The 17,349-nt window shown below is 71.0% G+C and carries 19 protein-coding genes and 1 riboswitch; of the genes, 9 read left to right on the top strand and 10 right to left on the bottom strand.

Annotated elements, in window-relative coordinates:
* Positions 1 to 62: 62 nt before the first annotated feature.
* From IA22_RS0111895 to IA22_RS0111875, 5 genes are all read left to right on the top strand, one after another.
* Positions 63 to 830 carry an enoyl-CoA hydratase/isomerase family protein gene (locus IA22_RS0111895; protein ID WP_015578798.1) on the top strand — a complete coding sequence of 256 codons (768 nt, stop codon included), beginning with the start codon at positions 63 to 65 and terminating at the stop codon, positions 828 to 830.
* 251 nt (positions 831 to 1,081) lie between these two features.
* Positions 1,082 to 1,597 carry an ATP-binding protein gene (locus IA22_RS0111890; RefSeq protein WP_030123590.1) on the top strand — a complete coding sequence of 172 codons (516 nt, stop codon included), beginning with the start codon at positions 1,082 to 1,084 and terminating at the stop codon, positions 1,595 to 1,597.
* 385 nt (positions 1,598 to 1,982) lie between these two features.
* Positions 1,983 to 2,798 carry a polysaccharide deacetylase family protein gene (locus tag IA22_RS0111885; RefSeq protein WP_014153973.1) on the top strand — a complete coding sequence of 272 codons (816 nt, stop codon included), beginning with the start codon at positions 1,983 to 1,985 and terminating at the stop codon, positions 2,796 to 2,798.
* On the top strand, positions 2,798 to 3,970 hold the full coding sequence (locus IA22_RS0111880) for a YncE family protein (protein WP_030123589.1): 1,173 nt from the start codon (positions 2,798 to 2,800) through the stop codon (positions 3,968 to 3,970). Before IA22_RS0111885 ends, IA22_RS0111880 begins: the two co-directional genes overlap by 1 nt.
* A 101-nt stretch (positions 3,971 to 4,071) precedes the next feature.
* The gene (locus IA22_RS0111875) at positions 4,072 to 4,287 is read left to right on the top strand and encodes an EF-hand domain-containing protein (protein ID WP_014153971.1); all 216 of its coding nucleotides are present in this window, start codon (positions 4,072 to 4,074) and stop codon (positions 4,285 to 4,287) included.
* A 91-nt stretch (positions 4,288 to 4,378) separates the two neighbouring features.
* Here IA22_RS0111875 and IA22_RS0111870 read toward each other — a convergent pair whose 3' ends face one another.
* The 4 genes from IA22_RS0111870 to IA22_RS0111855 all read right to left on the bottom strand — a co-directional run bounded on the left by IA22_RS0111870 (position 4,379) and on the right by IA22_RS0111855 (position 8,094).
* Positions 4,379 to 4,807 carry a GntR family transcriptional regulator gene (locus IA22_RS0111870; RefSeq protein ID WP_014153970.1) on the bottom strand — a complete coding sequence of 143 codons (429 nt, stop codon included), beginning with the start codon at positions 4,805 to 4,807 and terminating at the stop codon, positions 4,379 to 4,381.
* A gap of 24 nt (positions 4,808 to 4,831) precedes the next feature.
* On the bottom strand, positions 4,832 to 5,800 hold the full coding sequence (locus IA22_RS0111865) for an ABC transporter permease subunit (RefSeq protein ID WP_030123588.1): 969 nt from the start codon (positions 5,798 to 5,800) through the stop codon (positions 4,832 to 4,834).
* Positions 5,797 to 6,741, bottom strand: coding sequence for an ABC transporter ATP-binding protein (locus IA22_RS0111860; protein WP_030123587.1), 945 nt, complete (start codon positions 6,739 to 6,741; stop codon positions 5,797 to 5,799). Before IA22_RS0111860 ends, IA22_RS0111865 begins: the two co-directional genes overlap by 4 nt.
* Before the next feature lie 162 nt (positions 6,742 to 6,903).
* Positions 6,904 to 8,094 (bottom strand): PP2C family protein-serine/threonine phosphatase, encoded by a 1,191-nt coding sequence (locus IA22_RS0111855; RefSeq protein ID WP_014153967.1) that lies wholly within the window; start codon positions 8,092 to 8,094, stop codon positions 6,904 to 6,906.
* A 110-nt stretch (positions 8,095 to 8,204) separates the two neighbouring features.
* Between IA22_RS0111855 and IA22_RS0111850 the strand changes: the two genes are divergently transcribed.
* Positions 8,205 to 8,684: a MarR family transcriptional regulator gene (locus IA22_RS0111850; RefSeq protein ID WP_014153966.1), complete on the top strand. Its 480-nt coding sequence runs from the start codon at positions 8,205 to 8,207 to the stop codon at positions 8,682 to 8,684.
* Positions 8,685 to 8,933: 249 nt separating this feature from the next.
* Here IA22_RS0111850 and IA22_RS0111845 read toward each other — a convergent pair whose 3' ends face one another.
* The 6 genes from IA22_RS0111845 to gcvT form a co-directional block, all read right to left on the bottom strand.
* Entirely contained in the window at positions 8,934 to 9,326 is a 393-nt protein-coding gene (locus IA22_RS0111845; RefSeq protein ID WP_030123586.1) for a type II toxin-antitoxin system VapC family toxin, read from the bottom strand.
* Positions 9,323 to 9,595 (bottom strand): hypothetical protein, encoded by a 273-nt coding sequence (locus IA22_RS0111840; RefSeq protein WP_030123585.1) that lies wholly within the window; start codon positions 9,593 to 9,595, stop codon positions 9,323 to 9,325. Before IA22_RS0111840 ends, IA22_RS0111845 begins: the two co-directional genes overlap by 4 nt.
* A gap of 252 nt (positions 9,596 to 9,847) precedes the next feature.
* Positions 9,848 to 11,233, bottom strand: a complete 1,386-nt coding sequence (locus IA22_RS0111835) for an L-serine ammonia-lyase (protein WP_015578807.1) — start codon at positions 11,231 to 11,233, stop codon at positions 9,848 to 9,850.
* A 157-nt stretch (positions 11,234 to 11,390) separates the two neighbouring features.
* Positions 11,391 to 12,650: a serine hydroxymethyltransferase gene (glyA, locus tag IA22_RS0111830; protein WP_015578808.1), complete on the bottom strand. Its 1,260-nt coding sequence runs from the start codon at positions 12,648 to 12,650 to the stop codon at positions 11,391 to 11,393.
* A gap of 18 nt (positions 12,651 to 12,668) precedes the next feature.
* Positions 12,669 to 13,046, bottom strand: coding sequence for a glycine cleavage system protein GcvH (gcvH, locus tag IA22_RS0111825; RefSeq protein ID WP_014153963.1), 378 nt, complete (start codon positions 13,044 to 13,046; stop codon positions 12,669 to 12,671).
* A gap of 91 nt (positions 13,047 to 13,137) precedes the next feature.
* Positions 13,138 to 14,265, bottom strand: a complete 1,128-nt coding sequence (gene gcvT / locus IA22_RS0111820) for a glycine cleavage system aminomethyltransferase GcvT (protein ID WP_030123584.1) — start codon at positions 14,263 to 14,265, stop codon at positions 13,138 to 13,140.
* Between the two features lie 142 nt (positions 14,266 to 14,407).
* A riboswitch (glycine riboswitch) is annotated at positions 14,408 to 14,505 on the bottom strand.
* A 175-nt stretch (positions 14,506 to 14,680) separates the two neighbouring features.
* On the opposite strand from gcvT, the gene IA22_RS0111815 reads away from it, so the two are divergent.
* The 3 genes from IA22_RS0111815 (at position 14,681) to IA22_RS0111805 (ending at position 17,340) form a co-directional block, all read left to right on the top strand.
* Entirely contained in the window at positions 14,681 to 15,370 is a 690-nt protein-coding gene (locus tag IA22_RS0111815) for an AAA family ATPase (RefSeq protein WP_030123583.1), read from the top strand.
* Positions 15,371 to 15,573: 203 nt separating this feature from the next.
* The gene (locus IA22_RS0111810; RefSeq protein WP_015578810.1) at positions 15,574 to 16,350 is read left to right on the top strand and encodes an enhanced serine sensitivity protein SseB; all 777 of its coding nucleotides are present in this window, start codon (positions 15,574 to 15,576) and stop codon (positions 16,348 to 16,350) included.
* A gap of 237 nt (positions 16,351 to 16,587) precedes the next feature.
* Positions 16,588 to 17,340 carry an enhanced serine sensitivity protein SseB C-terminal domain-containing protein gene (locus IA22_RS0111805; protein ID WP_015578811.1) on the top strand — a complete coding sequence of 251 codons (753 nt, stop codon included), beginning with the start codon at positions 16,588 to 16,590 and terminating at the stop codon, positions 17,338 to 17,340.
* The last annotated feature ends 9 nt before the right edge of the window (positions 17,341 to 17,349 follow it).

Below are 17,349 nucleotides of genomic sequence, written 5' to 3'. Positions count from 1 at the left end.
GCCCGGTGCTGTGACCAACGGCACCGGGCCCGCCCGCGTTAGCGGCGGTTAACCTGCTCCCCATGACCGTAACCCTCGAAGTACGCGACAACGTAGGCACGATCCGGCTGGACCGCCCTCCGATGAACGCCCTGGACGTCGCCGTCCAGGACCGGCTGCGTGAGCTCGCCGAGGAGGCGGGCCGGCGCGACGACGTGCGGGCGGTGATCCTCTACGGCGGCGAGAAGGTGTTCGCCGCCGGCGCGGACATCAAGGAGATGCAGGCGATGGACCACACGGCGATGGTCGTGCGTTCCCGCGCCCTGCAGGAGTCCTTCACCGCGGTGGCCCGTATCCCCAAGCCCGTGGTCGCGGCCGTCACCGGCTACGCCCTGGGCGGCGGCTGCGAACTGGCGCTGTGCGCCGACTTCAGGATCGCGGCGGACAACGCGAAGCTCGGCCAGCCGGAGATCCTGCTGGGGCTGATCCCCGGCGCGGGCGGTACCCAGCGACTGGCCCGGCTGGTGGGCCCCTCCAGGGCCAAGGACCTGATCTTCACGGGCCGTCAGGTCAAGGCCGAGGAGGCTCTGGCGATCGGACTCGTGGACCGGGTGGTGCCCGCCGCCGAGGTGTACGAGCAGGCGCACGCCTGGGCGGCCCGGCTGGCCAGGGGGCCGGCGCTGGCGCTGCGGGCCGCCAAGGAGTCCGTGGACGCGGGGCTGGAGACGGACATCGACACCGGGCTCACGATCGAGCGGAACTGGTTCGCCGGCCTGTTCGCCACGGAGGACCGTGAGCGGGGCATGCGGAGCTTCGTGGAGGAGGGTCCGGGCAAGGCCGAATTCCTCTGACCGAGGGTGAGTTGCGTACACGGGCACGCGCGTTCATCCGTGCGGGCGGTTCAGCCGGGCCTTAAGGGAACCTTAAGGCCCGGCGCCCGTCACGCCCGTGCAATTGCTCGGCCGCTTCTCGTCGTCGCAGGTGGGTACGGCTGAACAGGCCTCCGTTCTGCCTCTGGCATATGCCGGACAACCGGCCCGGAATGACTGGTTCCGGCAGGCGGATTCTGCAGGAACGGTCACGGAGCGCGTTCTGTGCGGCCATGATGGGGGACATGGCGGGCCTGGAGGGTGTGGAACAGCCGCGACCGCGCAGCAGCGCTGCAGCGGCACGCTTGACGTCGGTCGTCGAGGACGAACAGGCGTACAAAGCACTGGAGTTGTTCGGGAACCCGACGGAGGGGGAAGTCCGGCTGCCCTCCCGTCCGGAGTCCGCGGCGACGGCGCGGCGTATCACTTCGTGCGTGATGCTGCGGCAGTGGCAGCTCCCCCCGCAGACCGCCGAGTACGGAGTGCTCCTGGTCTCCGAACTCGTGGGCAACGCGGTGCGGCACACCGGGGCGCGGATATTCGGTCTGCGGATGCTGCGCCGCCGCGGCTGGGTCCGCATCGAGGTGCGTGACCCCTCGCGCGGGCTGCCGTGCCTGATGCCCGTGCGTGAGACGGACGTCAGCGGGCGGGGCCTCTTCCTCGTCGACAAGCTCTCCGACCGGTGGGGCGTGGATCTCTTACCCCGCGGCAAGACGACCTGGTTCGAGATGCGCACCACCGACCGCTGACACGCAGAAGCCCCCGGTCGGCCAGGGTGTGGCTCGGCGGGGGCTTCTGAGGGGACCGTGGAATGGGGGGTGTGTCCACGGCCGCACGGGGGACCTGGCTCGGGTCGGAGGAGGTCGTGCCACCGACTATGGCAGACGGGCGACCTCGGAGCCAAAGCCGCAAAAGGGATATCTAGCGCAAAAGCGCACATAGATCTTATGGATCGCAGGTGTGTTGGGTCACTCGCCTGGCATTCTTTGCGCATTATTCAGATTTGCCGGGTGATTCATCGATCGCCTGTCGGATTCGGCCCTGCTCGACAACACGCGGATTTCCACCCGTACCGCCTTACTGTGTGTCGGGTCTCGGGGAACAGCACCCGAACCGATCCACGAGGTGGGCGGCATGGACGGTCGCAGGACACCGGTGCCCCGCCGCGGCGCCCTGCGCACGGCGGCCGGAGCACTCCTGGCGGGCGCGTCCGCCGCGGGCTGCGCGCGGGACACACCACCGCGGCCGCCCTCGAAGCCGGGGAGTGCCGACAGCTCACCGGACGGCCCCGGTGCCCACAAGGCCCACGGGGCCGTGGCCCCGGCAGCCGTTCCCCGTCGTTTCCCCGGGCAGCCGGTCCAGATCGAGCACGGCCCCCGCGGCCGGCCCCGGGTGGCCCTCACCTTCCACGGCCAGGGTGACCCCGTCCTGGCCCGCGCCGTCCTCGGCGAGGCCGAGCGGGCGGGTGCCCGGCTCACGGTGCTGGCCGTCGGCGGCTGGCTCGACCAGAACCCCGGTATGGCCCGCAGGATCCTGGACGGCGGCCACGACCTCGGCAACCACACGCAGAGCCACCTCGACATCAACACGATGGACGAGGAGCGGGCCTTCGAGGAGATCGCCGGCTGCGCCCGGCGCCTGCGCAGGCTGACCGGTTCCATCGGCACCTGGTTCAGGCCCTCGCGCGCCCGGTACGCCACCCCCCTCGTCCAGGACCTCGCCCGGCGTGCCGGGTATCCGCACGTCCTGTCCTACGACGTGGACTCCCTCGACTTCACCTCGCCCGGGGTCGCCGCCGTCACCCGCAAGGTCGCCGGCGAGCTCCGCAACGGTTCCGTGGTGAGCCTGCACTTCGGCTACCGGGACACCGTCGCCGCGCTGCCCCTCCTCCTCACCGAAATCGACCGGCGCCGACTGCGCGCGGTGACCACCACGGAGCTGTTGACCTGATGCCTCCCTCCCCGCGTGCCCTGACCGCCGCCGCCCTGCTCGTCGCCGCGCTCGCTGCCTGCGCCGCTCCCGCCGGCCAGGGGCGGCCCGAGCCCTCCCGCACCCAGGCAGCGGTACCGCCCGACCGTCCGGTTTCCTCGCCCGGGCTGCCCGGGATGCCGCCCGTGCTCGACCCCCAGGACGTCTACGCGGCGGACCGGCCCGGAAAGCTCGCCGCGGCCGTCAGGGGTTTCCCGTCACGCGTCTACGTCCCCAACACCAACTCCAACACGGTGTCGGTGATCGACCCGGCGACGTACAAGGTCATCGAGACCATTCCCGTCGGCAACCAGCCGCAGCACGTCGTGCCCTCCTGGGACCTGAAGACGCTCTGGGTCAACAACGACCTCGGTGACAGCCTCACCGCGATCGACCCGGCCACCGGGAAGGCGGGCCGGACGCTCGACGTCTCCGATCCGTACAACCTCTACTTCACCCCGAACGGCAAGTACGCCGTGGTCATGGCCTCGATGGACCGCGAACTCGTCTTCCGCGACCCGCGGACCATGAAGGTCGCCAAGACGGTGCCGGTGGACTGCGCGGGCGTCAACCACGCCGACTTCTCCGCGGACGGCCGGTACTTCATCGTGTCCTGCGAGTTCTCGGGCGAACTCCTCAAGGTCGACACCGAGAAGATGAAGATCGTGGGGCAGCAGAGGCTGCCGAAGCAGGGGGCGATGCCCCAGGACGTCAAGCTCTCGCCGGACGGCGGCACCTTCTACATCGCCGACATGATGGCCCACGGGATGTGGGTGCTCGACGGCGAGAAGTTCACGACACCGGAGCTGCTGCCCACGGGCAAGGGCGCCCACGGCCTCTACGTGAGCCGGGACTCCAAGCAGATGTACGTCACCAACCGGGGCGAGGGATCCGTCTCCGTCTTCGACTTCGCCAAGGACGAGCTGACCGCGAAGTGGCACCTCCCCGACGGCGGCAGCCCGGACATGGGCGGTGTCTCCGCCGACGGTAAGGTGCTCTGGCTCTCCGGACGGTACGACGCCGAGGTGTACGCGATCGACACCACCACCGGCAAGCAGCTGGCCAGGATCCCCGTAGGCAGCGGTCCGCACGGACTGGCCGTCTATCCGCAGCCCGGCCGCTACTCGCTCGGTCACACCGGCGTCTTCCGCTGACGGGCCGCGGGGCCCGGCCGTGCCCCGCGCCCGCCGGATCCGCCACCTGCGCCGCCGGATAATCTGACCCCGTCAGCAACGCTTAACGAAGGGGTGGAACAGTGGCGGACATCGAGTCGGCACGCACGGCATTCGAGCGCTTCGACCAGAACGGCGACGGCCGCATCACGGCAGCCGAGTACAAGAGCGCCATGGCGCAGCTCGGTGACCCCTACGTCACCGAGACGGTCGCGCAGGCCGTGATCAACGCCCACGACGGCAACGGCGACGGCGAGCTCACGTTCGACGAGTTCTGGGCCTCGCAGAACAAGGCCTGAACCGCACCGGGCCGGCGGGTGCCGGCCCGGCGCGGCGGGCCGGCGGACCACGCGAGGCGGACCGGGCCGTCCGTGGTGCCGCGCCGGGTGCTCAGGACTCCGGGGCCGCGGGGTAGGCGGCCTCGAACGAGGCCCGGAAGAGGGCCTGTACGTCCTCGCGTCCCAGGCCCTCGTCGCGTGCCTGGTGCAGCCATTCGTTCAGCGCGGTACGCAGCGGCCAGTCGGGGCCGCCGGGCCCGGGCTCCGCGAGGGTACGGGTGATGAAGGTCCCCGCCCCCTGGCGCACCTCGGCGAGGCCCGCACGCTCCAGCTCCCGGTAGGCCTTGAGCGTCGTGTTCGGGTTGACCTTGGTGGCGGCGGCGACCTGCGCGGCCGTGGGCAGCTTGTCGCCCTCCTCCAGCGCGCCCATCCGCAGGGCCTGTTCGACCTGCCGGACAATCTGGAGATACGTGGCCACCCCACTGCGCCGGTCGATGCGGAACACGACCACGGACATCACCTTCCGCTCGATGACTGACATGGTACGTAGAGGACGGGGCCTGCCCTACAGGGGACGCCGGGACGTCCACCACAGGGCGAACGCGGTCAGTGCGGCGGTGCCGGCCAGCAGGATGCCCGCGCCGGTCCACTGCATGGCGGACATCTGGTCGTAGTCGAGGTACTGGAACACGTTGTCGACGATCCCCTTCTCCTCGATGCAGGCGTTCGTGGCCTTCTCCGTCGCCTCGGCGCAGGAGCCCCAGCCGTACAGCTGACCGTCGGCGCTGCCGACCCAGCGGTCCACCTCGTACGCGTCGTCGAGGCGCGCGGGCATGCTGCCGTCCAGCGGGTACCTGATCGTGCGCGGTGAGCCCAGGCGGTCCCGGAACATGTCCCAGGCGGTCTGGGCGACCACGGTGAAGCCGAGCGTTAGGACCATGGAGGCGAGGACCCGGCGCACCAGGATGCCGATGGTGAACCCGGCCGCGGTGAGGAACAGGGCGAGCGCGGGGAGGACGGGGCCGGTGACGTCGAAGACGGCGGTGTCCATCCAGTTGTCGCCGAGGACCGAGCGGTAGGGGTGCCACCACCAGGTGAACACCGCGGAGAGGACGGAGCAGGCCACCAGGGTGATCAGCAGGCACCAGCCGAGCTTCGCGACGACCCAGCGGCGCCGTGTCACGGACTGCGTGGTCACGAGCTGCGCGGTGCCCTGCTCCTGGTCTGCGGCGATCAGCGGCGCGCCGAGGAAGACGGCGAGGACACCGGGCAGCAGGGTCAGCAGGGAGGTGAGGCTCCCGTAGGCCTCGCCCACGACGGGCACCGGCGCGGGCTTCCCGGGCCAGCCCGCCGCGTCGAGCACGTCGATCAGCTGGGCGCGCTGGTACACGATCCAGAGCGAGCCGAGCACCGTCAGGGCGAGGACGCAGCACAGGGTGGTCCGGTGCTGGCGCAGGACCAGCCAGGTCAGTCCGCGCAGCAGCCTCGGACGGGCGGTGCGGGCGGCCGGGTCGGCGGTCAGGGTGGTGCTCATGCGGTCCTGGTCCCCTCGGTCTCGATCTGTGCGCCGGGTGTGTACAGCGGGGGCGCGTCCTGCGAGCGCAGGTGTGCCAGCAGTACTTCCTCCAGGCTGGGCACGGCCACCTGCCAGTCGCCGGAGAGCGGGCCGTCGGTCCGCACCATCGCCCGGAACTGCCTGCCCTGGACGCGCTTCTCGATGACGGTGTGCCGGGCGAGCGCGGCGGGCAGGTCCCCCTCCTCGGCCAGTCCGGTCACCAGGGCGTGCGCCGGGACGAGCGCGTCCGCGTCGCCGGCCATCCGGATCCGGCCGTCGGCGACCACCAGCAGGTAGTCGCACATGTCCTCCAGCTCGGCCAGGATGTGCGAGGACATCACCACCGTGGTCCCGCGCTCGACGGCCTCGGCCATCAGCAGGGTGCTCATCTCGTCGCGGGCCAGCGGGTCGAGATCCGCCATCGGCTCGTCCAGCAGGAGGAGGTCCGGCCGCTTCCCGAAGGCCAGCGCGAGGGCGACCCGGGTGCGCTGCCCGCCGGAGAGCGTCCCGACCGCGGCGTTCATCGGTACGTCGCCCGAGCGCACGATCCGCTCCGCGGCGGCCGCGTCCCAGCCGGGGTTCAGCTCGCAGCCGATCCGCAGCGTCTCCGCCACGGAGAACCGCTTGTACATCGGCTTGTCCTGCCCGAGGAAGGCGAACCTCGGCATCACCTCGGGGTCGCCCACCGGCACCCCGAAGACGCGCAGGTCGCCCCGGGTCGCCGCCACCTGACGGGAGACCAGGCCGAGCAGGGTGCTCTTCCCCGCGCCGTTGGGCCCGACGAGACCGCAGATCCGCCCGGCGGGCAGCCGGAAGGAACAGTCACGCAGGGCCCAGCCGCGCCGGTAGCGCTTCCCCAGCCCGCGGGCCTCCAGGGCCCAAGTGCCCGGGCTGCCGCCCGGATTGCTCGTCTCTGCCACGCGCCTCGCCTCAAATCCACTAGTCAATTAATGGAATCATGGTTATCTGAGGGCATGACTGTCAAACGCGAGACCTTCCGGAGGATCGCGCCGGGAGTGGGGGAGTGGCCGGTCGGCGCGTGCGGAGCGGCCAGCCGCTCCGCACGACCGTGACGAAGGGCGCTAGCGGGCTCGGTCCGCGGCGGGCCTGCCGTGCCAGTCCAGGCACATCACCAGGGAGTCGTCCGCCGCCGGGCCGGAGCCCCGATGGCCCAGCAGTTCCTGCAGCATCGCCCGGGGCACCTGGGGTGCCGGCAGCAGACGTGTGGCGGCGATCGACCGGGCCAGCGCGCGCAGGCTGTACTTCTCGCCGCCGGGTGACAGCGCGTCGTAGACGCCGTCGCTGATGAAGAGCAGGCGGTCCCCGGGCTCCACGCCGAAGTGCTGCGGGACGTAGTCCGTGTCCTCGAACATGCCCAGGGGCATCTGCGCCTCCAGCTCGATCGCCTCGACCACCCCCGCGCGGACCCGCCACACACGGGGTGAACCGGCGTCGATGATCTCCACGTCGCCGGTCGGGAGGTGGAACCGGAGCAGCAGGGTCGACGTGAACCGGCTCCCCCCGTACTGCCCGTAGATGGCCTGGTCGGCGAGGTATGCCTGATCGCTGAGGCCCAGACCGGCGCGACGGGCGTTGCGCAGGGCGTTGACCGCGAGATTGGTCAGCAGCGCGGCGTCGATGCCCTCGCCCATGCCGTTGCTGACGGTCACAAAGAGGTCGTCGGCCGAGGCCGACCAGTCGAAGCTGTCGCCGAAGATGGCGTACGCGGGTTCCAGCTGGGCGCCGAGGCTGTACTCGGGCCGGGTGCAGGAGCGCCCCGGCAGCAGTTGCCACTGCATCTCGGCCGCCAGGGTCAGCCGCTCGGCACGGCGCGCCTGAAGGAAGAGATCGGTGTCCCGCTCCGCGACGACCACCTCGTGCGCCAGGCCGGCGGCACACTGCTGAAGCTCCTCCAGGACGTACTTCGCCAGTCCGTCCTCGCCGACCCGCAAGGTGACGCTCAGCACTCCGAGCCGGTCCCCCCGGACGCTGAGCGGCAGGTGCACCGTCACCGTGGACGTGGTGTCGTCGTACACGCAGTACGGTTCCTGGGCGCCGAACGCGCGGCCCGGAGCGGTCTCGTGCACCGAGACCGCGGGCCGGGTGTGCGGCAGTATGCCGACGGGCTGCAACTGCGTCATCGCGTAGTCGACCATCAGCAACTCCACCGCCTCGGCGTGATGGCGTCGCTCCAGCACGGAACGGAGCACGTCGAAGATCTCATGAGGTGCGGCCTCGCGCAGAGAGCGCTCGATCGCGCCGGGTCTGTCCATCGGTAACGGTTCCTCTTCCCCTTCACATATCTTCATCTGAGCGACTACGCACCAGACCACTCACCCACGACCGGCCGGAACGGGCGCGCAGGCCCACTCGGGAGTGTCACATGCACAAGGCCCCCACCACCGCTCATCAGCACGTCGCGCCCGAGATCGGAGAGGTCCTGGAACTCCTGGAGATCGCCTGGGAACGCAGCCGGGACGCTCTCGGCACCGCGCCGCTCTCCGCGGCCCAGACCCGCGTGATGTACATCATGGAACGCGAACCCGGCATCAATCTGAGCGCTCTGGGCCGCCATCTCTCCGCGGCCGCGCCGTCCGTCACCCGCCTCTGCGACCGGCTGCAGGCCGCGGGCTTCCTCCGCCGGTTCCCCCACCCCCGCAACCGCCGCGAGGTCCAGGTGGAACTCACCGAATCGGGCCTCGCCCACCTGCGGGACATCAGGCGCCGTCGGGAGCAGGTACTGCGCCGGACCCTCGACCGCATGCCCCTCGACGCCCAGCTCGCCCTGGCGGCAGGGCTCCGCGCGCTGAGCGACGCGGCCGGCGAATCCGCCGAGGCTCCTCTGCGCCGGGAGACCGCCTGAGAACCCCTCCGCCGTGGGGCCCGGAGGAGGGGGCCCCACGGCGGAGGGGGTGGCCATCAGGGCCCGGGACCCGGGCGCGTCACCTCAGCACTCGATGATGTTCACCGCGAGCCCGCCGCGGGCGGTCTCCTTGTACTTGACGCTCATGTCGGTCACATCTGGTCGGGCTTCTGACCTGTCAAACTGCCCGATGCCTTCCGCGTAGCGCTCTGATTCGCACAAGAGGCGGGTCGAGTCGCGGTCTCGCGGTCAGACCTTGATGACGCGGATGCTGGGGCCGCAGAGCATCAGGAGGTCTTCGGGGCCCGATGTCAGGACGGTCGTTGGGGCTGGCGAGGTGAGTGCGGTGGCGGCCACGATGGCGTCGAGGGCGTACTTGTGGCCGTGCAGTCCGGCCGCGGCCAGGAGCTTGCTCGCATGGCGGGCGATGGCTTCGGTGGGCGGGATGATGTTCACGCGGGAGACTGCGTAGTCGAAGCGGGCCTGCTTGACCCTGGGGTCGCGTGCTTCGACGAGGGTGACGGAGCTGGTGACGACGCGGATGTCTTCGGCTTCGGCGGCGGCCAGCCACTCGGTGATCTCGGGCGTGCGTCGCACCAGTTTGGACAGGCCTTCGCAGTCCAGGACGAGCGTGCCGCTCACGCGGCGTCCGCCGAGCCCGCGGCGTCGCCGCGGAGAATGGCGCGTTTGGCGTCGACCGCCGCCTGATCGACCGAGCCGTGTTCGGTTTCCGCGTCTTCGATGAGCTCGTGCAGACGGTCCCGTTCCAGTTGGCGCTGGATGAGGGTCTCAACGTACGCGGACATGCCTCGCTTGCCCGTACGTGCCTTGAGGGCAGCAATGGTGCCTTCGTGGAGGGAGACCGATACGGGCCGGACGGGTCCTTCGCCGGGCGCCTGGGAGGTAGCCATGGGGCCGAGTTTAACAAAACTCTTGTTATTGGATGGGGGTGATTCTCCGAGCGGGCGTGTCGGAGGGACATCCATCGCTGCGCGGGTGTCGCGAACTTCCAGGTCAAGCGCCCATCGGCGAGGGATCCGTCAGGGACTTTGCAGGGACTTTCACGTCTGTCCCAGGGAGGTTCCAGGGACTTTCCGCCGTGCAAGCGGGGAAGGCCCTGACAGCGCTGAAAGAAGCAAACGCGCTGGTCAGGGCCTAGAACCTCAGCACTCGATGATGTTCACCGCGAGCCCGCCGCGGGCGGTCTCCTTGTACTTGACGCTCATGTCGGCGCCCGTGTCCTTCATGGTCTTGATGACCTTGTCCAGGGAGACCTTGTGGCTGCCGTCGCCGCGCAGCGCCATCCTGGCCGCCGTGACCGCCTTGACCGCCGCCATCCCGTTGCGCTCGATGCAGGGGATCTGGACGAGGCCGCCGACGGGGTCGCAGGTCAGGCCCAGGTTGTGCTCCATGCCGATCTCGGCGGCGTTCTCCACCTGCTCGGGGGAGCCGCCCAGCACCTCGGCGAGGGCGCCCGCGGCCATCGAGCAGGCGGAGCCGACCTCGCCCTGGCAGCCGACCTCGGCGCCCGAGATGGAGGCGTTCTCCTTGAACAGCATGCCGATGGCGCCTGCGGCCAGCAGGAAGCGGACGACGCCGTCGTCCTTCTCGGCCGGGGTGCAGCCGCCCGCCGCGAAGTTCATCCAGTAGTGGAGGACGGCGGGGATGATGCCCGCCGCGCCGTTGGTGGGGGCGGTGACGACGCGGCCCCCGGCGGCGTTCTCCTCGTTGACGGCCATCGCGTACAGGGTGATCCACTCCATCGCGTGCTTCTGGGGGTCGCCCTCGGCGCGCAGCTGCCTGGCCGTGTTCGCGGCGCGGCGGCGGACCTTCAGACCACCGGGCAGGATGCCCTCACGGGACATGCCGCGCGCGATGCAGGCCTGCATGACACGCCAGATCTCCAGCAGACCGGCCCGGATCTCGTCCTCGGTCCGCCAGGCCTTCTCGTTCTCCAGCATCAGGGAGGAGATGGACAGACCGGTCTCCCGGGCGAGCCGCAGCAGCTCGTCGCCGGTGCGGAAGGGGTGCCTGAGGACCGTGTCGTCCGGGACGATCGGGTTCTCGCCGTCCACGGCGTCCTCGTCGACGACGAAGCCCCCGCCCACCGAGTAGTAGGTCTTCTCCAGCAGCGGGGCGCCGTCGGCGTCGTACGCGGCGACGGTCATCCCGTTGGCGTGGTACGGCAGCGCCTTGCGGCGGTGCAGGACCAGCTGCTCGTCGAAGTCGAACGGTATGTCGTGCACGCCCAGGAGGCTGATGCGGCCCGACGCGCGGATCTCCTCGACGCGGGCGTCCGCGCCCTCGACGTCGACCGTGCGGGGCGACTCGCCCTCCAGACCGAGCAGGACGGCCTTGGGCGTGCCGTGCCCGTGGCCCGTCGCGCCGAGCGAGCCGTAGAGCTCGGCGCGGACCGACGCGGTGTGGACCAGCAGGCCCTCGTTCTTGAGCCGGCGGGCGAACATGCGGGCCGCGCGCATCGGGCCGACCGTGTGGGAACTGGACGGGCCGATGCCGACCGAGAAGAGGTCGAAGACCGAGAGGGCCACGGGGGTACTCCTAAGGCGTTGGTGGACGACGTTGTCCGCCCGGGTGGTGCGGGACGGGCCGGGTGGGCCCGGTGACGCGGGGCAAAGGGGTGGGGGCACCGCGCTCACTGTGTTCAGTGTGCGCGGTGCCCCCACCCTGTGTGCAAACTGCGGGTGACTACGAGAGGCCGGGGTACAGCGGGAACTTCTCGGCCAGCGCGGTCACGCGGGCCTTGAGGGCGTCGGCGTCGTACGCGGGCTTCAGCGCGGCCGCGATGATCTCGGCGACCTCGGTGAAGTCCTCGGCCTGGAAGCCGCGGGTGGCGAGCGCCGGCGTGCCGATGCGCAGACCCGAGGTGACCATCGGGGGCCGCGGGTCGTTCGGGACGGCGTTCCGGTTGACCGTGATGCCCAGCTCGTGGAGCCGGTCCTCGGCCTGCTGGCCGTCCAGCTCCGAGTTGCGCAGGTCGACCAGGACCAGGTGGACGTCCGTACCGCCGGAGAGCACGGAGACGCCCACCTCGGTGACGTCCGGCTGCACCAGACGCTCGGCCAGGATGCGGGCGCCGTCCAGGGTGCGCTGCTGGCGCTCCTTGAACTCCTCGCCCGCCGCGATCTTGAAGGAGACCGCCTTGGCCGCGATCACGTGCTCCAGCGGGCCGCCCTGCTGACCGGGGAAGACCGCCGAGTTGATCTTCTTGGCGAGCTCCTGCGTCGACAGGATCACGCCACCGCGCGGACCACCGAGGGTCTTGTGCGTGGTGGTCGTGACGACGTGGGCGTGCGGCACCGGGTTGGGATGCAGACCGGCGGCGACCAGGCCCGCGAAGTGCGCCATGTCGACCATCAGGTACGCGCCGACCTCGTCCGCGATACGGCGGAAGGCGGCGAAGTCCAGCTGGCGCGGGTAGGCGGACCAGCCCGCCACGATGAGCTTCGGCTTCGACTCCTTGGCGAGGCGCTCGACCTCGGCCATGTCCACGACGCCGGTGTCGTCGACGTGGTACGGGACCACGTCGTAGAGCTTGCCGGAGAAGTTGATCTTCATGCCGTGGGTCAGGTGACCCCCGTGGGCCAGGTTGAGACCCATGATCGTGTCGCCCGGCTTCAGCAGCGCGAACATCGCGGCGGCGTTGGCCTGCGCACCCGAGTGCGGCTGGACGTTCGCGGCCTCGGCGCCGAAGAGCGCCTTGATCCGGTCGATCGCGATCTGCTCGACCACGTCGACGTGCTCGCAGCCACCGTAGTAGCGGCGGCCGGGGTAGCCCTCGGCGTACTTGTTGGTGAGGACGGAGCCCTGCGCCTCCATGACCGCGACGGGAGCGAAGTTCTCCGACGCGATCATCTCGAGGGTGGACTGCTGGCGGTGGAGCTCGGCGTCGACGGCGGCGGCGACGTCCGGGTCCAGCTCGTGGAGGGAGGAGTTGAGAAGCGACATCAGTGGGTCCCTAAGGTCTCAGTTGCCGGAGAACGCGGTGTACTCGTCGGCGGAGAGAAGGTCGTTCGGCTCCTCCGCGACGCGCACCTTGAACAGCCAGCCGCCCTCGAAGGGAGCGGAGTTCACCAGCGAGGGGTCGTCCACGACGTCCTGGTTGGCCGCGGTCACCTCGCCGGTCACCGGCGAGTACAGGTCGCTGACCGACTTGGTCGACTCCAGCTCACCGCAGGTCTCGCCCGCGGTTACCGTGTCGCCGACCTCCGGGAGCTGGGCGTAGACGACGTCACCGAGCGCGTTGGCCGCGAACTCGGTGATCCCGACCGTGGCCACACCGTCCTCGAGGGCCGACAGCCACTCGTGCTCCTTGCTGTACCGCAGCTGCTGGGGGTTGCTCATGACCTGAATTCTCCTGTACGCGGGGGAGTGCTGATGAACGGTGGTCTTACGGTGTGAGACACGAATGCGTCACGTGCGGCGGTGCTCCGCCTCACTTGCGGCGCTTGTAGAAGGGCAGCGCCACGACCTCGTACGGCTCGTGCGTGCCCCGGATGTCGACGCCGACACCCTCGGTGCCGGGCGCGGCGTACGCCGCGTCCACGTAGGCCATGGCGATCGGCTTGCCCAGGGTGGGCGACGGCGCGCCGGAGGTGACCTCGCCGACGACGTTCCCGCCGGCCACGACGGGATACCCGGCACGCGGCACCCTGCGGCCCTCGGCGACCAGGCCGACGAGCTTGCGCGGCGGGGTCGTCTCCGCACGCTCGGCGGCGGCGGACAGCGCCTCGCGGCCGACGAAGTCGCCCTCCTTCTCGAACTTCACGACCCGGCCCAGACCCGCGTCGAAGGGCGTCAGCGCGGTGGTCAGCTCGTGCCCGTAGAGCGGCATGCCCGCCTCCAGGCGGAGCGTGTCGCGGCAGGAGAGCCCGCAGGGGATCAGGCCGTACGGCGCGCCGGCCTCCGTCAGGGCCTTCCACAGCTGCTCGGCGTGCTCGGGGGCCACGAAGAGCTCGAAGCCGTCCTCGCCCGTGTAACCGGTGCGGGCGATGAGCGCCGGCACGCCGGCGACCGTTCCCGGGAGCCCGGCGTAGTACTTCAGTCCGTCCAGGTCGGCATCCGTGACCGACTTCAGTACGGCGGGCGAGTCGGGACCCTGGACGGCGAGCAGCGCGTACGCGTCGCGGTCGTCCCGCACCTCGGCGTCGAAGCCGCCGGCGCGCGTGGTGAGGGTGTCCAGGACCAGCTGGGCGTTGCCCGCGTTGGCGACGACCATGAACTCGGTGTCGGCCAGGCGGTAGACGATCAGGTCGTCCAGGATGCCGCCGTCCTCCGCGACGATCATCGTGTAGCGGGCCCTGCCCTCGCCGACGGTGGCGATGTTGCCGACCAGCGCGTAGCTCAGGAAGGCCGCCGCCTGCGGGCCGGTGACGGTGATCTCGCCCATGTGCGACAGGTCGAACAGCCCGGCCCGGGTACGCACGGCGTGGTGCTCGTCGCGCTCGCTGGCGTACCGCAGCGGCATGTCCCAGCCGGCGAAGTCGGTCATGGTCGCGCCCAGGGACCGATGCAGGGCATCGAGGGCGGTGAGACGGGGGGCGGCGCTCGGGGCAGTGCTCATGGACATGGCTCCAGGGCATGACGACAGGGGGTGGTTCCCTCCCCATCTGTCATCGGAACCTGAGAGGTTCGCCGAGAGCCCCTGAAAGGGTCCGGCTTGCACCTTGGGTGGGGCCGCGCAGCGGCCCGCTTTTCAGATCTGCCTCATCCACGCGGTACGGGGCCTGAGAGATTCAAGGGAGGAACTTGCTCCTTCGGCGCCCGGCGCACACGGTGACCGGGACTCTCCCGCGCGGATTCAAACGGCCGGTATGCAGTTGGCGGGGTCATCATCGCACGCATTGCGGGAGAGTGGGGGCGTCCCGGTCCGTACGGGTGCCGGTCCCGACACGTGCGGCCGGAAGCGGTTGTGCCGCATTACCTTTTCTTTACACTTCTTGAGCAGGTCGGTGGGTGACTCGGCAGGGGGAATGGCGATGACGTCGCAGCGCTACGCGACGACTGCGGGGGCGGGGAGCGGTGCGATGCCCCAGCAGTCGGGCGCGCCCGCACACGAGCTAGTGGACGGGGACGCGCCGGTGGTGCGCGACCTGCGGGGCCGGGGCCCTCTGGGGCCGCGCAGCCTGGACTTCGCGCCGCGGGACGTGGTGGTGGTCTCGGGGCTGCCCGGCAGCGGGAAGTCCACGCTGATCCGGCGCGCGGCCAGGGACCACGCGATCGACTCCCAGGACACCAGGGACCGCTGGGAGGCCGCCGTGCCCGGCTTACTCCCGTACGCCCTCTACCGTCCGCTGGTGCGCGCCGCGCACTACGCGGGCCTGTTGCGGACGCTGCGCGCGGGCGGCCCGGTCGTCGTCCACGACTGCGGGACGCAGGCATGGGTGCGGCGCTGGCTGGCGCGAGAGGCCCGGCGCCGGGGCAGCGCCCTCCGTCTCGTCCTGCTCGACGTCACCCCCCAGGTCGCCAGGCAAGGGCAGCGGGAGCGTGGCCGCGGGGTGTCCGGCTACGCCTTCGCCCGGCACCGGCGCGCGGTCGGCCGGCTGCTGCGCGACACGGAGAGCGGGCTGCTGCCGCCGGGGTGCTCCTCGGCGGTGCTGCTCGACCGGGAGACGGCGGCGGCGATCGGCCTGATCTCCTTTCCGGAGCCGCGGCCCCCGCAGGTGTAGTCCCGGCTCCGGCCTGAGACGGCGGGGCGGACCGGAGGCGTCACCGTTCGCACACGCACAGTTCGCGCCCCTGCGGCGGGCCGTCCGGAATCTGGACGGCCCGGTGGGCCCGGCCACGGCTCCCGCCTGCGGCACTGCCCTCGCGGTGCGAGCCGGTCTAAGGTTTCAGCCGCACAGCATGGCGAGAAAGGGACACAGACACCGTGGAGATTCCGGCTCAGGGCCAGGACCCGTCGTATCCGTCGCAGGGATGGCCGGCCAACGAGCTCGAGGAGACGCTCGGCGCCTCGATCGGCGTACCCGGGGCGGGCGGACGACTGGTCGAGGTCCTCGGACGCAGTCATGTCTGGGTGCCGCTGCCGAACGGCGGGGGCCCCGACAGCATCGGCCTCGACCTGCCGACGGTCGACATCGAAGGCGGCGCGTACGTCCCCGTGTTCAGCTCCGAGGCGCAGTTCCTCCAGTGCGTCGGCACCCATCTCTCCTTCACCGTCGCGCCCGCGCGCGAGTTCGCCCGTGGGCTGCCCCCGCAGCTCGGCATCGCGGTCAACCCCGGCGGTGCCGTCGGCGTACCCCTGCCGCCGGCCGCCGTCGCCGAGCTCTGCCGCGCCGGGCGCACCCCGCTCGACGGTCCCGCGAGCGGAGGCAGGGTGCGGCTGTACGAGCCGGACTGGAAGGAGGACCCCGTGGACTTCCTCTCCGCGGTGTCCGCCGAGTTCCAGGAAACCGGAGTGGTGAGCACCGCGCGCCGGGTGCTGGCCAGCATCGAGGGCGACAGCCCCGCCCTCTTCGTCGGCGTCGAGTTCGCCGTACGGGAGGCCGCGGAGCAGAGTGTTCCGCTGGACGCCCTGGGGCGCGCGCTGGGCCGGGTCCAGGTGCCCTGGCCGGTCAATCTCGTCCTGCTCGACGTGGCACAGGACCCGGTCGGTGACTGGATGCTGGAGAAGGTCCGTCCGTTCTACCGGCGCGACGGGTACTGACGGCGGGACCCGTGGCGTCGAGCCGGTGTCGTGGGCGGCGCATAAGCTGGTTGGATGACGAGGCTGCCCCGTGTGCCCGGGAGCGGCGCCACAACACCGTGAAGCAGAACAGCGGATCGAAGAGGGGCGGGACCCAGAGTGAGTGCGTCAGGCGTGGGGGCGGCCGGTGGGGTGTCCCCCGCTCATGGGGGTCCCACCGCTCAGGCGAAGCCGGGAGCCCGGGGAGATGTCGAGCACATGCTCCGCCAGGTGGCCCCCGGGCGCCTCGACTCGTACGAGGCGCTGCTGAGGTCCCTGGCGGACGGCCAGGTCTGGATGCTGCTCTGGCACGGCACGGCGGGCTCCCCCGACGCCCAGTACGGCAACATGGAGGTCGAGGGCCTCGGGTACGCCCCGTGCGTGACCTCCGCGCAGGAGCTCTCCGCCAGCGGCTGGAACCGGGCCCACGAGCTGACCACCGGCCGTGACATCGCCCGTTCCCTCTTCCCCGACCGCTGGGGCATCTGGCTCAACCCGCACGCCCCCGGCGGCGGCGTGGGCATCCCCTGGCTGGATCTGCGCCGCATCGCCACCGGCCTCGACCGGATGCCCGCGGGGCCGCTCCGGCTCACCGAACCCGCCGTCGAGATCCCGCAGTTCTACGCCCTGCTGTCGCAGAACGCCCATCGCACCCCCGCCGTCCGGGCCCTGCGCCGCGCGTGGGTGCAGCCCGCGCTCGGTGTCCCGTACCTCGCGATCGGGCTCGATCTCTACGACACCGGACGGCCGTCCGTCGACGCGGTCCGCGCGATGATGCAGCAGTCGATCGGCGTCGTCCCCGACGGGCTGCCCGTCTCGACCGTCTCCCTGTCCGACGAGTACGACCCCGTCGCGATGTGGCTGAACGCCAACGCCCGGCCGTTCTACGACCGCGAGGCGCACGTCCAGGCGCCCCCGGCGCCCGGATACGGCTACCCGCCGGCCACCGGCACCGCCCCGCACGTCTACTGACGACACGTC

It is taken from the genome of Kitasatospora papulosa, assembly GCF_000717245.1.
Lineage (GTDB): Bacteria > Actinomycetota > Actinomycetes > Streptomycetales > Streptomycetaceae > Streptomyces > Streptomyces papulosus.
Note: the sequence above shows the minus strand (reverse complement) of the source record. Positions and strands in the feature narration are given on the sequence as shown.

Coding starts and splice junctions, on each gene's coding strand:
- IA22_RS0111855 (WP_014153967.1), bottom strand. CDS start 8,094: ATGGACAGACCCGGCGCGATCGAGCGCTCTCTGCGCGAGGCCGCACCT.
- IA22_RS0111895 (WP_015578798.1), top strand. CDS start 63: ATGACCGTAACCCTCGAAGTACGCGACAACGTAGGCACGATCCGGCTG.
- IA22_RS0111870 (WP_014153970.1), bottom strand. CDS start 4,807: ATGTCAGTCATCGAGCGGAAGGTGATGTCCGTGGTCGTGTTCCGCATC.
- IA22_RS0111880 (WP_030123589.1), top strand. CDS start 2,798: ATGCCTCCCTCCCCGCGTGCCCTGACCGCCGCCGCCCTGCTCGTCGCC.
- gcvH (WP_014153963.1), bottom strand. CDS start 13,046: ATGAGCAACCCCCAGCAGCTGCGGTACAGCAAGGAGCACGAGTGGCTG.
- IA22_RS0111805 (WP_015578811.1), top strand. CDS start 16,588: ATGCTCCGCCAGGTGGCCCCCGGGCGCCTCGACTCGTACGAGGCGCTG.
- IA22_RS0111840 (WP_030123585.1), bottom strand. CDS start 9,595: ATGGCTACCTCCCAGGCGCCCGGCGAAGGACCCGTCCGGCCCGTATCG.
- IA22_RS0111850 (WP_014153966.1), top strand. CDS start 8,205: ATGCACAAGGCCCCCACCACCGCTCATCAGCACGTCGCGCCCGAGATC.
- IA22_RS0111815 (WP_030123583.1), top strand. CDS start 14,681: ATGACGTCGCAGCGCTACGCGACGACTGCGGGGGCGGGGAGCGGTGCG.
- IA22_RS0111865 (WP_030123588.1), bottom strand. CDS start 5,800: ATGAGCACCACCCTGACCGCCGACCCGGCCGCCCGCACCGCCCGTCCG.
- IA22_RS0111885 (WP_014153973.1), top strand. CDS start 1,983: ATGGACGGTCGCAGGACACCGGTGCCCCGCCGCGGCGCCCTGCGCACG.
- IA22_RS0111890 (WP_030123590.1), top strand. CDS start 1,082: ATGATGGGGGACATGGCGGGCCTGGAGGGTGTGGAACAGCCGCGACCG.
- glyA (WP_015578808.1), bottom strand. CDS start 12,650: ATGTCGCTTCTCAACTCCTCCCTCCACGAGCTGGACCCGGACGTCGCC.
- gcvT (WP_030123584.1), bottom strand. CDS start 14,265: ATGAGCACTGCCCCGAGCGCCGCCCCCCGTCTCACCGCCCTCGATGCC.